This is a genomic window from Halomonas sp. TP35, assembly GCF_052375975.1.
GTDB lineage: Bacteria > Pseudomonadota > Gammaproteobacteria > Pseudomonadales > Halomonadaceae > Vreelandella > Vreelandella citrativorans.
This window is the reverse complement of sequence record NZ_JBQSUZ010000012.1, coordinates 83,532-99,374: the sequence shown is the minus strand read 5'-3', so window position 1 is coordinate 99,374 and position 15,843 is coordinate 83,532. Positions and strand designations below refer to the sequence as shown.

Annotated in this window: 13 protein-coding genes; 2 read left to right on the top strand and 11 right to left on the bottom strand. The window is 49.9% G+C overall.

Annotated elements, in window-relative coordinates; genetic code table 11:
• Positions 1–48: 48 nt before the first annotated feature.
• The 8 genes from ACT3RU_RS13800 to ACT3RU_RS13765 form a co-directional block, all read right to left on the bottom strand.
• On the bottom strand, positions 49–1,554 hold the full coding sequence (locus ACT3RU_RS13800) for a tripartite tricarboxylate transporter permease (protein WP_087108241.1): 1,506 nt from the start codon (positions 1,552–1,554) through the stop codon (positions 49–51).
• Complete coding sequence (locus tag ACT3RU_RS13795; protein WP_192526662.1) at positions 1,554–2,000, bottom strand: tripartite tricarboxylate transporter TctB family protein; 447 nt, start codon at positions 1,998–2,000, stop codon at positions 1,554–1,556. Before ACT3RU_RS13795 ends, ACT3RU_RS13800 begins: the two co-directional genes overlap by 1 nt.
• An 88-nt stretch (positions 2,001–2,088) precedes the next feature.
• Positions 2,089–3,063, bottom strand: coding sequence for a Bug family tripartite tricarboxylate transporter substrate binding protein (locus ACT3RU_RS13790; RefSeq protein WP_192526661.1), 975 nt, complete (start codon positions 3,061–3,063; stop codon positions 2,089–2,091).
• A 430-nt stretch (positions 3,064–3,493) separates the two neighbouring features.
• Positions 3,494–4,819 carry an enolase C-terminal domain-like protein gene (locus ACT3RU_RS13785; protein ID WP_192526660.1) on the bottom strand — a complete coding sequence of 442 codons (1,326 nt, stop codon included), beginning with the start codon at positions 4,817–4,819 and terminating at the stop codon, positions 3,494–3,496.
• Between the two features lie 51 nt (positions 4,820–4,870).
• Positions 4,871–6,439, bottom strand: a complete 1,569-nt coding sequence (gene garD / locus ACT3RU_RS13780) for a galactarate dehydratase (protein ID WP_192526659.1) — start codon at positions 6,437–6,439, stop codon at positions 4,871–4,873.
• Positions 6,420–7,979 (bottom strand): tripartite tricarboxylate transporter permease, encoded by a 1,560-nt coding sequence (locus tag ACT3RU_RS13775; protein WP_087108233.1) that lies wholly within the window; start codon positions 7,977–7,979, stop codon positions 6,420–6,422. The genes garD and ACT3RU_RS13775 overlap by 20 nt, the downstream gene beginning before the upstream one ends.
• Positions 7,980–7,996: 17 nt before the next feature.
• On the bottom strand, positions 7,997–8,431 hold the full coding sequence (locus tag ACT3RU_RS13770; RefSeq protein ID WP_087108231.1) for a tripartite tricarboxylate transporter: 435 nt from the start codon (positions 8,429–8,431) through the stop codon (positions 7,997–7,999).
• A 116-nt stretch (positions 8,432–8,547) separates the two neighbouring features.
• The gene (locus ACT3RU_RS13765) at positions 8,548–9,603 is read right to left on the bottom strand and encodes a type 2 periplasmic-binding domain-containing protein (RefSeq protein WP_192526658.1); all 1,056 of its coding nucleotides are present in this window, start codon (positions 9,601–9,603) and stop codon (positions 8,548–8,550) included.
• 915 nt (positions 9,604–10,518) lie between these two features.
• Between ACT3RU_RS13765 and ACT3RU_RS13760 the strand changes: the two genes are divergently transcribed.
• Positions 10,519–10,641, top strand: coding sequence for a hypothetical protein (locus tag ACT3RU_RS13760; protein WP_254908591.1), 123 nt, complete (start codon positions 10,519–10,521; stop codon positions 10,639–10,641).
• 90 nt (positions 10,642–10,731) lie between these two features.
• Here ACT3RU_RS13760 and speG read toward each other — a convergent pair whose 3' ends face one another.
• Together speG and ACT3RU_RS13750 are read right to left on the bottom strand one after the other, a co-directional pair.
• Positions 10,732–11,265 (bottom strand): spermidine N1-acetyltransferase, encoded by a 534-nt coding sequence (gene speG / locus ACT3RU_RS13755; RefSeq protein ID WP_192526657.1) that lies wholly within the window; start codon positions 11,263–11,265, stop codon positions 10,732–10,734.
• A gap of 64 nt (positions 11,266–11,329) precedes the next feature.
• Positions 11,330–12,541, bottom strand: a complete 1,212-nt coding sequence (locus ACT3RU_RS13750) for an NAD(P)/FAD-dependent oxidoreductase (protein WP_192526729.1) — start codon at positions 12,539–12,541, stop codon at positions 11,330–11,332.
• Positions 12,542–12,625: 84 nt separating this feature from the next.
• On the opposite strand from ACT3RU_RS13750, the gene ltaE reads away from it, so the two are divergent.
• Complete coding sequence (ltaE, locus tag ACT3RU_RS13745) at positions 12,626–13,636, top strand: low-specificity L-threonine aldolase (protein WP_192526656.1); 1,011 nt, start codon at positions 12,626–12,628, stop codon at positions 13,634–13,636.
• A gap of 24 nt (positions 13,637–13,660) precedes the next feature.
• Here ltaE and fhuB read toward each other — a convergent pair whose 3' ends face one another.
• Positions 13,661–15,658 carry a Fe(3+)-hydroxamate ABC transporter permease FhuB gene (gene fhuB / locus ACT3RU_RS13740; protein WP_192526655.1) on the bottom strand — a complete coding sequence of 666 codons (1,998 nt, stop codon included), beginning with the start codon at positions 15,656–15,658 and terminating at the stop codon, positions 13,661–13,663.
• Positions 15,659–15,843 lie beyond the last annotated feature (185 nt).

Below are 15,843 nucleotides of genomic sequence, written 5' to 3'. Positions count from 1 at the left end.
AAAACTTCCCAAGGTTAAAAACAGCTTTTTAAGAATTAGTTTAAAACGCTAAAGCTCACCCTCAACTGGGCTACGCCTTTGCTTAATTGCTGAATAGATTGACCAACATAAAAAAAGCGCTATTAACGCAAAAAAGGTTGCGCTAACAGGTCTTTCTAAAAACACCATCAAATCTCCCCGGCTTATCAACATGGCACGCCGAAAGTTTTCTTCCATCATCGGCCCCAAAATATACCCGAGGAGCAATGGCGCTGGCTCAAAACCCAAGATTAATAACACGCATCCAATAACGCCAAACATAGCCACTAGCATAATATCCATATTGGCATAATTAATACTATAAACACCAATCACAATAAACAGAATAATTGCGGGATAAAGTATAGGATAAGGTATTTTCAACAAGCGAACCCATAACCCCACCATAGGAATATTAAGTATCAAAAGAAGTAAATTACCAATTAAAAAGCTAACAACTAACCCCCAAAATAAATCAGGGTTATCTGAAATAACATTAGGCCCTGGCGTGATACCGTGGATTAAAAGCGCGCCCAGCATAAGAGCCATAACTGCATCACCGGGAATGCCCAAGGTTAAAGTAGGTATAAAAGCAGATTGAGCTGCTGCATTATTTGCACTTTCAGGCGCAGTAATACCTTCTATCGCCCCTTTGCCGAATTTGGAAGGGTCCTTAGAAATTCTTTTTTCCAAGGCATAGGCTATAAAAGACCCTATTGACGTGCCCGTTCCTGGCAATATGCCAATCCCGGTACCTATTCCAGTACCTCTTAATATAGGGAATACACTATCTTTAACATCGCGCTTCGTTGGTAGAAGTGAACGAAACGTGATTTTTTGATCATTTTTTATCTGGGCCACTTTACCAACATTTGCAATGACTTCTGTAACACCAAAAATGCCCATAGCAATGGCTACAATATTGATACCATCATAGAGAAAGGTAAGCCCAAACGTGTATCGTTGAATACCAGTACTTACGTCAGTACCTACCATCCCTAACATAAGACCGAACACGACTGCTGCTAACCCCTTAGCAGGCGATCCCTGCACTAGAATTGCAGCAGCCACGAGTCCAAGCAACATCATGGCAAAATAATCTGCCGAATTAAAAGCAACGGCAAAATTTGCCAAAGGTGGTGCAAAAGCAGCCAGTACAATTACTGTAATAAAGCTACCTACAAACGATGCAATCGTCGTCATAAAAAGCGCAACACCAGCCCGCCCATTTTTCGACATGGGATAGCCGTCCAAACAGATGACAGACGAAGACGGTGTACCAGGCAAATTCAGGAGAATTGCCGCCGTGGACCCACCATACTGTGCCCCATAATAAATGCCAGCTAACATTACGAGCGCCGTTGTAGCGGGTACATAATATGTTAAGGGCAAGAGCATCGAAATAGCAGCGAGGTGGCCAACACCTGGGATAACCCCAATAAACATTCCAATCGTTACGCCCAAAGCGCAATACATAAGGTTTTCAAGGGTAAAAGCAACGGATATACCAAGTGCCAAATTATTTATAATTTCCATTAGAAACTCCAAGGAAAAAGGCGAATTGGCATATTAAGCCCCAGTATAAAGATTAGATACGACATTAGGCATAATGCAAGTGATATCAAAGCCAACCTTACTGGCTTGAACTTTTTCTCACTTAAACCGCACAAAAAAACAAGCGTAACTGTTGAAATGAATAGCCCAGCGGGGTTCATTAAGGAAGCAAACACAACGATGCCTGTAGTAATACAAACTAACGCTCTAACGTTAATTTTCGGAAAATCAGTCGCTGTCTTGGCTGAAAAAGCCATTATCAGAACACCAAGCGCACCAAGAAAGTAGCCCAAGACTCTTGGCAAATATCCAGGCCCCATATTTCTCAAAGTTCCTAAACTATAGTCTTGCGCCTGCCAAAGTACACATATCGACAATACAAGGCACATTAACCCTGCCAAAAAATCTCTATTGGTGAGTACTCTCATCCTTCTTTTCTCTTTTCTTGGGCAACGAGAGTCCTGCTCCAAAGAGCAGGATTCTATTTTTATATTTAAACTTCTTAATAGCTAACAATTATTGTTTAATATCAGATCCAGCAATAAACTCAGTTAACTCTGCCATTTGTTCGGTCATCCATTCCTGTAACTGAGCAGAGGTTTCAGAAGGTCGAGCCTGGCCGCCTTGTTGGGCAATTTTTGCTTGTAAATCTTCAGTCGCCAGTATATCAGCAAGCTCTTTCTGAAGGCGTTCAACTACTTCTGGCGGACTGCCTGCTGTTACCAAAATACCTTGATAGGTTCCATCAAGCTCCCCCGGAAGTCCTAGCTCACGAAACGTTGGCGTATCAGGGAGCTCCTCTAACCGCTCTTCTCCAGTTACTGCTAGCGCATTCATTTGATCATTTAAAACAAAAGGAAGGGAAGCTGTTGTACCGTTCAGTAACATATCACTTTCACCAGACACTACGGCACGTGTAGCATCAGACCCACCTCGATAAGCAATGACCGTCCAATCAAGCCCTAAATCCTGGATTAATCGCTCGGTAGTAATATGATTATTTGCTCCTACACCGGATGTTGCGACGGCAATATCACCAGGATTATTGCGAGAATACTCGACCAGATCATCAAAGCTTTCAAAATTATGCTGCTGTGACATGCCTAACACATAAGGCGAATAAGAAACCATCGTCACAGGCGACAAGTCGCTTTCAATATCATAAGCAACATTATCAAGTACGCTGGGCGCAGCTAGTAGTGCAGTCAGATCCGAAAGTAAAAGCGTATGCCCGTTAGGGTTTGCTTTAGCCACATAGTCCGCGCCAATATTCCCCCCTGCCCCCGCCTTATTTTCGACAATGACGGGTTGACCAATGGCTTCGGAGAGTTCTGGCGCAATGTAGCGTGCAAGAATATCTGAGGTGCCTCCAGGAGCAAACGGAACAACGATCCTAACAGGCCCTTGAAATTCATTAGCTAAAGCGACATTACCGGCTACGATCAGCGATACAGACGCAGCACCTACAAATAAGCTTTTGATATTTATCATGACATCTGCTCCAAGCTGTTAATTTTATAGTTATGTCAAATCTCGGTATTAATTAGTATGCCGCCTCAAACGTCATATGTATTTAATCATACAACCATAACGTAGCGTGGGTTGAATTCGTTGAACATACGACTATAGTCCAGACTTAGCCAAATTGTTTGCTCTGTCTGTACTCGCACCGATCAAAGTGATACACGACAATGGCAACAGTAACAGGAAGTTTGGCTATGCTACACAAACTGTGCAAAGTCATTAATTACGACCTGATGTAATACGCCAAGTAAACTGCAAATTAAAAGCAAAATCACGCTGATTAATAGGCAGTAAACTTGGAAATATCAATTCTCTCTTATACAAACAAGTAAACTATAATTAATGAAAGCGCAAGAAAAAACTTCCCCTCGGCTAGCATACAAAACTTACAGTTCATTTAACGAACCAATGCTGGGCGTTTAGGATCAAACTTCCAATCAGGAACAAGGAACTGCATAGCCATGGCATCATTTCGTTGCGTGACATCCAAGGTTTTATAAAGACGATGTGCTTCCATAAGCTTATCGTCATCCAATTCAATTCCTAAGCCAGGTGTGGTAGGAACCTTAATTTTTCCATCTCGAATTAAAAACGGATTTTTCGTAATACGTTGCCCATCCTGCCAGATCCAGTGGGTATCAATCGCCGTAATCTCTCCTGGGCAGGCGGCCGCTACATGCGTCATCATCGCAAGAGAAATATCAAAATGGTTATTGCTGTGCGAGCCCCAAGTCATACCCCACTCGTGGCATAATTCGCCAACCATGACCGCTCCTTGCATGGTCCAGAAATGGCAATCAGCAAGCGGAATATCCACAGCATTAAGCTGTACGGCGTACTGCAATTGCTTAAAGTCGGTCGCAATCATGTTTGTTGCTGTGGGCAGGCCTGTACGCTTCTTGAACTCAGCCATGGTTTCACGGCCTGAGTAGCTTTCTTCCTGACCGCAAGGATCTTCTGCATAGCTAAGCAGGTGCTTGATCGGGTCCAGAACACGCACCGCCTCATCAAGCTTCCATGCGCCGTTGGGATCCAACGTCAAGCGCGCCTCCGGGAAGGCTTCATAAAGGGCGCGAATGCAGTCAGCTTCTTCTTCACCGCGCAGCACACCGCCTTTAAGTTTGAAATCCTTGAATCCGTAACGCTCATAGGCAGCCTTAGCCAAGCTCGCCACGGCGTCAGGCGTTAGCGCTTCCTGATAGCGAACTTCATCCCACGCATCTTTAGGGTCTGATGTTTGAGGATATGGGAGATCGGTTTTGCCAGGATCTCCAAGTAAAAACAAATAACCTAAAGCCTCTACCTCATCGCGCTGGCGACCATATTGCCCTAACAAATCGGCGACAGGCAGCTGCAACGTTTGGCCATAAAGGTCTAACAATGCGGACTCGATACCCGTAATAACGTGAACAGCGACTCGTAGATCAAACGTCTGGCGACCGCGCTCTTCACGGCCATTTTTGGCCAAGGCCAAGCGCGTGTTATTGAGGGTTTGTTTGATATTGTTGATGCGCGACCCTTCAACGATACCCCGGCACTGTTCCAAACCCTTAAGAATACCGGCACTAGAAGGAATTTCACCTACCCCTTTATTACCGGCGTCATCTTCAAGAATGACAACGCAACGGATAAACCATGGTGCATGGCCGCCGCTCAAGTTGAGCAAAAACCCATCGTAGCCAGCAACAGGAACGACGCTCATGGATTTAATTCTCGGGAACATAAATCACTAACCTCTTGTACTATTAGTCCAGCCAGGATGTCTTTTCCACACTCATGTCACAGGTGCAGGATTAAATAACACTAGATCGTTATGGATACCCAATCGATCAGCAGCGGCTTGCTTGCGCCCACTCGCCACATCGAGAATCAGATGAAAAAGCTCCCATCCAACGTCTTCAATGCTGGCATCACCCGTGGCGATGCGACCGGCGTCCAAATCGATAATGTCGTGCCAACGTCTTCCTAACTGTGAATTAGTGGAGACCTTTAGCACCGGCACCATTGCCAAACCATAGGGCGTTCCACGGCCTGTGGTGAACACCTGCATGTTCATGCCTGCAGCCAATTGCAGAGTCCCACAAATAAAGTCGCTCGCCGGTGTAGCTGCAAAGGTGAGCCCTTTACGCCGTAAGCGCTCACCAGGACCAATCACATCCACAATGGGCGAGTTACCCGACTTAATCACCGAGCCAAGCGCCTTTTCAACGACATTACTTAACCCGCCTTTCTTGTTGCCAGGCGAGGGGTTGGCACTACGATCAGCCTGTCCTTGAGAGAGGTAATCATCGTACCAAGCCATCTGTTCAATCAGCGCTTTTCCCACTTCCTTGTTAATAGCTCGCGGCGTTAGCAAGTGGATGGCATCGCGCACTTCCGTGACTTCAGAGAACATCACGCTACCGCCAGCTCTTACGATCAGATCAGTAGCAAAGCCGACGGCTGGGTTCGCAGTGACGCCAGAGAAAGCATCACTTCCTCCACACTGCATACCTACCACAAGATCAGATGCAGGACAGGTCTCACGGCTGCGCTTGTTGAGCCGTTCCAAATGGCGCTCGGCCATGGCTAAAATGCCGTCGACCATGTCACCAAACCCTTCAAAGCTCTCATCCTGAAGGCTCAGTACGTTGGCTTCCGGATCGGCGGCTTCGCTGTTTTCATAGATTTTGACCGGGCGATCTTCGAGCAGTGTCGAGGGTTGAAGCTTTTCGCAACCCAATCCGATCACCATGATCTCGTTACCGAAGTTGGGGTTCAGCGCAATATTTTTTAGCGTACGAATAGGCACAATCGCCGCCGGTGCGTTGATCGCCACGCCGCAGCCATAGCTATGGTTGAGCCCGACCACATCATCAACATTGGGAAAGCGTGGCAGCAATTCACGCTTGATACGACTGACTACATAATCCACGGTGCCGGCCACGCACTGAACGCTGGTGGTAATCCCCAGTACGTTCTTGGTGCCCACGCCGCCGTCCGGATTGCGAAACCCTTCGAAGGTATAGCCTTCGAGCGGTTCGGAAGCTGACGCCTGTCGCGTGGCCAACGAGAGCTCGCCAAGGCCTGGGGCCGTCGGCAGGCGTACATTGGTTTCATTGACGTGGCCGCCACGCTCGATAGCAACCACGGCGGTGCCGATTACCTCGTTATAGCGAATCACTGGGCTATCCTGGGCAATCGCTGTCAATGCCACCTTGTGACCCTGCGGAATAGGCATCAAGGTAGTACACCCCTCGCTGATACTCACACCTTCAGCCAACCCGCCCTGCTCAATCACAATGGCAACATTATCGTTCGGATGTACTTTTATTACGCGCGAATTAGTCATTGTTTGAGCCATGGTGTTTTCCTGAAACGGTGTGCGGGCCCGAGGCTTGGCTTAGCTCCATCTTTTGGCGAGCACGAGACCTGATGCCCATGATGATTGCAAACACCACAGAGGCAGCGATCAATCCCCATAGCACCATAGCAATCGGGCTTTTAGTGAAGAAGACCGAGTAGGTGCCAAAGGATTCAAGGCTTTTTACAAAATATACCTCGGCCTGACTTCCCAGAATAAAGCCGATGATCAGTGGCGCTATTTCAAGGCCGATTTTCTGAATCAAATACCCCAGAACGCCAAAGATAAGCAGAGTCCAAACATCGAACATGATGCCGTAATTAATGGCGTAAGCGCCCACTACGCACATCATCACAATAATGGGATAGAGAATATGTTTGGGTACCATTACCACTTTGGCAATGTACTTGATGGCAAAGAACATCAAAAAGAACATCACGAAATTGGCAAGCACCAAAGCCGTCATCATGACGTACCATGTTTCATGATTTTCCGGGATGAACAGAGGCCCGACCTGTATTCCCTGTAGCGTAAAGGCGCCAATCAGTACTGCCGTGGTAGCATCACCTGGAATGCCAAGCGAGAGCAGGGGGATGAGCGCACCACCGGTCAGCGCGTTATTAGCAGACTCCGAGGCGATTAACCCTTGTGGCGCTCCTTTGCCCATCTGAGACGAGTTACGTGCCAGGTTTTTCTCTTGGGTATAGGCGAGAACGGAAGCAGCACTGCCACCCACGCCCGGCAACATCCCCACAAAAGTGCCAATAAAAGAAGAGCGTGTCAGATTGGTCAGGCTGCCCTTAAAGATAGACAGCGAAAACCCACCTTCTTTACCAATTTTAATACGTTGCCCAGCGACATCGCGTTTTACGCCTTTTTCAGCCTCCAGCAAAATGGTGGAAATACCGAAAATGCCGATTAGCACCGGTAACAGCGAGAAGCCTTCAAACAGGTAAGGTTCCATGAAGTCGAACATCAGCCGCGTATGGCCATTACCACCGTCAGAAATGCTGTAATCGCCAATAAGGCTTAGCCAGACGCCAATGACGCCGCTAAATATACCGATCAGCATGCTATTTGAAAGAGAGGCAATAACGCTCAATGCCAGCAAGATAATCAGGAACTTCTCTACATAAGAGAATTTGATCGAAAAATCCGCCAGCAGTGGCGCAAACAGGAACAGTACGGCTGCGCTAATAAGCCCGCCAATGACAGAGGCAATGACACAAATGCGCAATGCCTTTTCACCCTCCCCTTTACGCGCCATAGGATAGCCGTCGAAGGTGGTGGTTATCGAAGAAGGCGTACCGGGGATATTCAGAAGTACCGCTGGTACCATACCGCCTGAAATTCCGCCCACATAGAGGCCCAGCAACAGTGCCAAGCCATGGTTCAACCCCAAAGCATAGGTAAGCGGCAGACAGACAGCGACGGCCATGGTAGCCGTCATGCCTGGGATCGCGCCGAAAATGATACCTACAAGGGTGCCAAATCCAACGAGTAGAAAAAAAGTAAAATCGAGAACTGACAAAAATTCCATGGCGGTACTCGCGTTGGTTATGGCAGTGTGATGGTGAATAGCTTGGCGAGCACAAACCAGGCTAGCGTTGGCGCAACAACAGCATTGATGACGACAATAACGAGGGCTTTTTTCGTCCACTCATGCAGATAAAGCAGCGACATGAGAAGTACAAAAGCTATTGAGACAAACAGAAAGCCATAGCCCGTATAGGGGAACAGATCACCGACAACCGCCATTAGATAAAAGTACGCGGCTATCAAAGCAAAGGTGCCGAAGAAACGAAAATTGTCTCTTGATTCGCCAATAATGGGTAAAGTGCGCTCTCCTCGCTTAACCGCAACCATAAAGGGGGCTACTTTGGTTATTAAAATCAAGGCAAACAGCCCACCCAGAATCCAGTGAATAATAGTGGGAAAGAATAAGTGTGAAGTCTCGAAATCTATCGAAACACTAAACAGCCCTGACTCCATATTTACTCCAGAAGTATTAACGCAGCGTGCGTATAAGTAAGGTATATACGCTTGGCCCCATACCCATGCTCAGCGCATGGATAGGCGCTAGTAACAAGCTACTAGCGCCTACCCGCTTAGTTGATGTTGCTAATGATTTCTTCGTAGCGAGTCATTTTCTCTTGGAGGTATTCAGAAGCCTCTTCTGAGGGGTTGAAGTCAGGAATAAAGAACGCATTTAACTGCGCTTCCTGAATGCTGCCTTCGTCATATATTGCAGCAAGCGCCTCATCAATCTGATCTACGATACCTTGGTCCATCTCTTTGTTGTAAAGGAAGAAGAACTCTTTATCGAAGGTAAAGTTTTCGTCTTCACCCATGGTGACATCCACATTAGGCTCGACGTATTCAAGAAGTTGCTCGCGGGTCGTCTGGCCAAGACCCTCTTCCAACGCCTGCTCGATAGTGCCTTGGCGTGCTGTCAACCATACAAAGCGCATGGCTTTCTGATCATCTTCGGGTAAACGGGTGTATTGCTCATTGGCTTGGACACTGCCATTAATGACATCGGCTTGACCATCAAACAGCTGCTGGTTTTTATCAGACTGAGAGCCTGTATTAACGGCTACCAGATTGTCTTCCTGTCCGGGGTGCTCAATAGCAATGGCATTTTTCAATGCACTGAAGCCGATCTCGGAAACGCCGCCAGGCTGGATCGCTACGCGCACGGTTTCGCCGTTACCTACCGCCTCAATGATATCGTCTAGGGTTTCATAAGGAGAGTCTTTGGCCACGAGATAGGCGTTGCCGGGGTTGATCGCGATAGTCGGCCCAATCGTGTACTTTTCAAAGATATCGTCATAGCCTTGCACGCCATAGAGATGACCAAGATAGGATTGATCATGAAAAATCATCAGGGTATTGCCCCGAGAATCCCTATCCAGTGTGCGAAACGCTGAGCTTGCGCCTACGGCATCAACCTTCATATTTAAGCCGAGATGCTCGGCTAGACGATCAACAACGATGCTGGCGTTTTGGTAAGTGTCGCCACCGGTAGAAGTAGAGCCAATTACGACTCGGATATTGCCACGCATCTGGGCCTCTTGTGCCATGGCAATGCCGGAGTGCATAGCTAATGCTGCAATCAAGCCAGCAGAGCCAACGCCCATCATTGTTTTCTTTGATAGCAACATAAATTCACCTTTTGCGTTCATTGTTGATTTTATCGGTTTGAAGATACTTATTCGTTGGCACTATCAAAAAGCTGTTCCAACGGCTGCCACTGCCATTCGATTCAGTACCCTATCTTTACGAAAATTAAGCATCTTTCACAAACCTGCGAATACAGCCACATCAACTCATTTCACAAGCTAATAAGTTATTAGTTAAAACCTTGAGAGCAGAGTCGTCTCTCACACACAGCGCTATCACGGCTTATCGTCATACATCATACAAATAAACATTATTGCCAAGTACCGAGTGTCGCAAGGCTTATTGCTTAAATTGAGACCAAAGTTTTAATCACACAGGACATAGACTTTCGTCTCAACCGAAAAGCAAAAAACTATTAAAACAAACGGTTGAGCACAGAGTGCAGCGCAGCAAATATAAGCAGCACAACTATTAATCATGCCCCATAAAATGGTGCATGATGGCCCATAGCTAACCAATAGACCCAAAAATAACTGTAAAAGCTCATGCGCTAGCCAAGACAGCGCTTAATGGGGAGCTGCGAGCTACTCCAGGTGTAAAGGCTCACGGAGGGGCGGTGACGGCGCTTTAAAGCCAGACATGTGGCCATGGGCTTTAGCTTTTGGGAATTACACACTAGCTCACCAGCGAACTGCTAAAAAATATCCAACTCATGCCACCCTGAGGCTTTTTTATATTGCTTGTGAAAACCTTTTTCATTCAACAATGTAAGCACTCATCTACTCAATCTGTAAGCCATTACTTACAGCCCATCGTCTTTTACCTACAACGTTAGGACTAGCATCAACCCTCAAAAGCGCCTACTATCCTCCGCCGCAGCCAATGCTGCGACGCACAACCAAAAATCCTCATAACAAGAACCGTTGTTAACTCCCCTGCTAACAGGAGTGCATGCTATGCAACACTCAATGACTCAGTACCCGGCCACTAATGCGGACATTATGGAAGTATGGGCACAGCACGCGCTTGCGCAGCGCGCAGCGTTTGATGCCTTTGCCGCTTATATTTGCGATTGCTAAAGCCTGCTGCTATTTATCCCTATCAACGCCTCCCCTTGGAGGCGTTATTTTTTTGTACATGAGTAGTCGATTCAAACCACCCATCAGCCACTAGGTAGCGTCGCTTTCAAGCACTGCCAAATAAGCGTCCTGCAGGATATACATTCGCTTTACGTCCCGGTATTTGCCGTTGATAAAGAACTCCTGAACCAGGTGGCCTTCTTCGATGAACCCGCTCTCTTCATAAAGATGAATCGCCTTAACGTTCTCCACTGCGACGATGAGATATACCTTATGAAGGTTCAAAATGGTAAACGAGTAATGTAAGGCTTGGCGGATCAGCGAGCGTGCAAACCCTTTTCCCTGATGATCCGGGGTAATAATGATTTGGAATTCTGCGCTGCGATGGATGTAGTCAATTTCAATCAGTTCCACCAAGCCAATCGCCGTGCCGGTGCTATCTTCCGCTACAAAACGTCGCTCGGCATTATCATGAATATGTTTGTTATAAAGCTCCTCCAGCTCATCAAATGATTCGTATGGCTCCTCAAACCAGTACGACATAATACTTTGATTATTATTGAGTTCATGTACAAAGCGCAGGTCGCCACGCTCAAGGGCACGTAAAAATAGCAAGTGGTTCATGGGCGCTGCCCTCATCGTGTAGCGGCAATGTGAGGTGGCAATATCACATAGCCCGTTACGTGGCTTAAATGTGGCGTTTAAACGAAAATAACTCTGCCAGCGGATGCGGTTTTCCTTCAATTAAAGCGCGCAGCAGCTTGGCCCCTATCATGCTGTAACTAATGCCGTTTCCGCCGTACGCCATGGCAAAGTGCACGTTTGGCCCATGGGAATCATGAGGACCAAAATAAGGCAGCCCGTCGCATGTTTCGGCAAACGTGCCCGCCCAACTAAAGGTAGGGTTAATCGTTAACGACGGCCAGAGCATCTTGATCTTATCTGCCAACCCTTGGGCTTTTTCCAGCACTCGTTCATCGCGGCGCTTGGGTATATCCTGCTCATCATCATCACCGCCCACCAGCAGCCGCCCCTCTTGAGTAGTGCGCAGGTAAAGATAGGGCCGCGCAGACTCCCAGACGAGGGTATGTTTAAGCTCGCCCAGCATGTCAGGCGTTAGCGGGTCAGTAATGAATGCATAGCTGCTCCGGTTTTTAGCCACCGGCTCAGGCAGCCACGCTTGAGACTCATAGCCTGCGGCCACCACGACCTGCTGGCAGTTGAGCGTTGCGCCGTTCGTCAACGTAAGCGCTATATACTCACCGTGCCGGGTCATGCGCTCAACCTTGGTACGGTCGTATACCTTGCTGCCCCGCGTGGTTATCTTGCCAAACAGCTGATAGGCCATTCGATAAGGGTCCATGCGTGCTGCAAGCTCGGTTAAAATAGCGCCTGGCGCATCAAAGCCGTAGCGTTCCAAAAGCGTTGCCCGCTCAAGCCAACTGGCCTTAAAACCATGTTTCTGACGCAGCAAAAGTTCCTCTTTTAACGACGCTACGTCTTCCCCACTGCTTGCATAATAGAGGCTTTGCTGACGCTCAAACTCCACATCCTCCAGCTCAAGCGCCAAGGCTTCAAGCTCAAAAATTGATTCGGCACACGCCCGATAGGCAAGCACCGCGTTTGCCTCGCCGTAACGCTCGGCAAGCTCGGTCATATGGGTATCAATTTCATACTGCAGCAGTGCGGTACTGGCGGCCGTGCTTCCCCAGCCTATATCACGGCGCTCAACCACCACCACGTGATGGCCATGCTGACTTAGTTCATTGGCAATCAGCGCCCCGGTTATGCCGCCGCCGATGACGGCCACCTCGCATTGATGGTCATGGGTTAGCTGTGGGAAAGTAGCCAATAGACCGTTCTTTACCGCCCAAAACGGATAGCCGCTTTTAAGATCCATCATGCTCCCCTTGCAACGTTTTTATCGATAGCTTTAACCATAGTGGGTTAACGTAGAAATCACTTATTTATAAAGGAAATCTTTATGATCGATTTACGCAGCGACACGGTCACCCGACCCGATGCCGCCATGCTAGAAGCCATGATGAGTGCGCCCCTTGGTGACGATGTCTGGGGCGATGATCCAACGGTCAATGCGTTTCAGGAGCACCTTGCCACCTTAACCGGCAAGCAGGCGGCACTGCTGTTTCCAAGCGGCACCCAAAGCAACCTGGTGGGACTGATGGCGCATTGCGAGCGAGGTGATGAGTATATCGTTGGGCAGTCAGCCCACACCTATCGTTATGAAGGGGGCGGCGCTGCGGTGTTGGGCAGTATTCAGCCACAGCCAATTGAAAATGCCAGTGATGGCAGCCTGCCATTAGAGAAAATCAGCGCGGCGATTAAAGCCGATGATGTTCACTTTTCCCGCACGCGTCTTTTGGCGTTGGAAAATACCATTGCCGGTAAAGTGCTACCCGAAACCTACGTTCATCAAGCCACCGAGCTTGCCCGTTCACGAGGTTTGGCAACGCACCTGGACGGCGCGCGGCTTTTTAATGCGGCCGTTGCAAGCCAGGTGCCGCTTGAACAGCTATGCCGCCCCTTTGATAGCGTTTCATTGTGCTTTTCAAAAGGGATGGGCGCACCGATCGGCTCGGCGTTGGTAGGTCCACGAGACTTTATCGAGCGCGCCCGCCGCTGGCGCAAGGTAGCGGGAGGAGGTATGCGCCAGGCAGGAATAATAGCCGCCGCCTGCCAGTATGCGTTAGATAACAATATTCAGGACCTGGCCGACGACCACCGCCGCGCAGCACGCTTGGCCGAAGGCCTGGCCCTGCTTCCGGGCATAGAGGTGACGTCTCAAGCCACTAACATGCTGTTTGTACACATTTCGGAAGAGCACCTTCAGCCTCTTGCAACATGGCTTAAACAGCACGATATTTTAATTGAGCTTCTATACGCCACGCGTCTTGTCGTGCACCGCGATATCGCTGATGCCGATATCGAAAAGGTACTCGACGTGATGGCTGTTTACTTCAAACAACGCACTTAGGGGTAACGCTTAAGCGCGTAAGCCTCATAAACGCCGCAGGCCCCACATAAAGTAGGCGCCGCCAATCAACGAGGCAACAAGGCCTGCGGGGATCTCATACGGAAACATAATCTGGCGGCCGACCCAGTCGGCCAGCACCATGAGCAACATTCCGATCAGTGCGGCGCCAACCAGTTGCTGCCGAGCGCGGGAAAAACCCACCAAACGCGCCATGTGCGGTGCCAGTAGGCCGATAAACGAGAGCGGCCCAACGACCAGCGTGGCACACGCGGTTAACAGTGCCACCAGCAACAACAGCCCCAACCTTGCTCGATTCAGTGAAACACCCAGCGCTTGGGCCATCGGCGCACCCAGCGGCAGGATGTCGAGCCAGCGGGCAAAGGGAAGGGTTATCACTGCCAGCACAGCGGCGATACTTCCCACGACCACCGAGCTGGTCACATCCACGTAATACGTAGAGCCCGCCAGCCAGGCAATAACCTGCTGCCCCCGCGGGTCGCCGCCCGCCAGCAGCACGCTACGCACCGCATCAAACAGTGCGCCAATCGCAACGCCGCTAAGCAACAGCCGCTCGGGCACAAAGCCACTACGGCGATTCAAGATCACTAGCACGGCCAGCGTAGTCAACGCCCCCAGGGTTCCAATGCCGATCAGCGCTGCGTTGCTCGGTGCAGGCAGCACGTAAATGCCCAGGACCAACGCAATCGTGCAGCCCCCACTGATACCCAGCACTTCGGGGCTTGCCATAGGGTTAGCGGAAAGGCGTTGAAGCACTGTTCCGGCGATGGCTAACATCAAGCCACTGGCTGCCGCGGCGATGACTCGGGGCAGGCGCCACTCCATCACCTGCCAGTGGGCCGGACTAACCCACTCCCAGCCGTTGGCACCCTGGCCTGATAGAAGCCCTAAGCACGCTGCCATTAATAACGCGATTAAAAGCCCCATCGCCAAGCGGTACGGCGTTGGATGACGGCTTACCAACATCCCCGGGGGTTGCAGAGGCCTGTCCCCCTGAAGCTTCAGTCGAGGAATGAGCCATAAAAGCAGCGGTGCACCCAGCGCGCCGGTAATGGCGCCGGTGGGAACCAGCGTCGTCAGCATGCCCGAAAAGCGCTGTAGTAGAAGATCCGTGGTCGCCAGCAGTACCGCGCCCAGCAGCGTCGACCAGAGTATGCGGCTGCCTAATCGGCGTGCCCCGGCCATGCGCACAATATTGGGCGCCGCCAAGCCAATAAAGCCAATAATGCCGACAACGCTGACCACGCTGCCGGTAATAAACACCGCAAGCCCGAGGCCAGCAAAACGCAGATATTTAAGCGAGATACCCAGGCTCTTGGCGCTGGCATCGTCAAGTTCCAACACGGCCAGTGGGCGTAACAACAGCCCTGCAGCCACAGCACTGATGGCCAGGTGGGGCCATAAGGTGGCTACCCCGCTCCAGCCGTTCTGGGCAAGCGACCCCGCCCCCCAAATCAATAGCCCCGCCAGCGTCTCATGGTTGAACAGCAACAGCGCGGTCGAAAGTGCGCCCAAATACAGATTAACCACCAACCCAGCCAATACCACGACCACGGGCGCTAGCCCACGCCGCCAGGTCAGCGCGAACACCAGCCCAACGGCTAAACCGCCACCGATTAACGCCACCCACTCACGTCCGATGACCAGCAGCCCTGGCGCCATCAACGTGGTAGCCAGCAACGCCAGGTTAGCACCCGATGCCACCCCAAGCGTAGTGGGTGACGCCAGCGGGTTTCTCAGCACCTGCTGCATCAACACACCCGCCAGCGCCAAACCGCCGCCAGCCAGCAATGCCACGCACACCCGCGGCCACCAGGCATAATAGAGTAATACCTCATGGGTATTTCCAAACGAAGGCGCCAGCAGTGCCTGAAACCCGGAAACAATACCGCCCTGAACATGAAGGCTAATGCCGAACAGCACCAGCAACGGTAGGCTAAGTAACCAAACGGCCTTGGCAGGCGACATACGGCACACTTTTTGAAGGGCGGCTGCATCTAGCATGGCGGGGTATCTCGAATAATCGTCCACGCTTGTGCGGTGGACGCGATAGGCAGCACGGTCATTTAAGCGCCTTGGCTTTTTAATCAGTCATGGGTGAATATAAGCGCGTGATTTTAAATGATAACGATTAGCACTACAATTGATGCCCTCGTTAGTGCCGCTCTGTAGGGCTGTAACAGCGCATC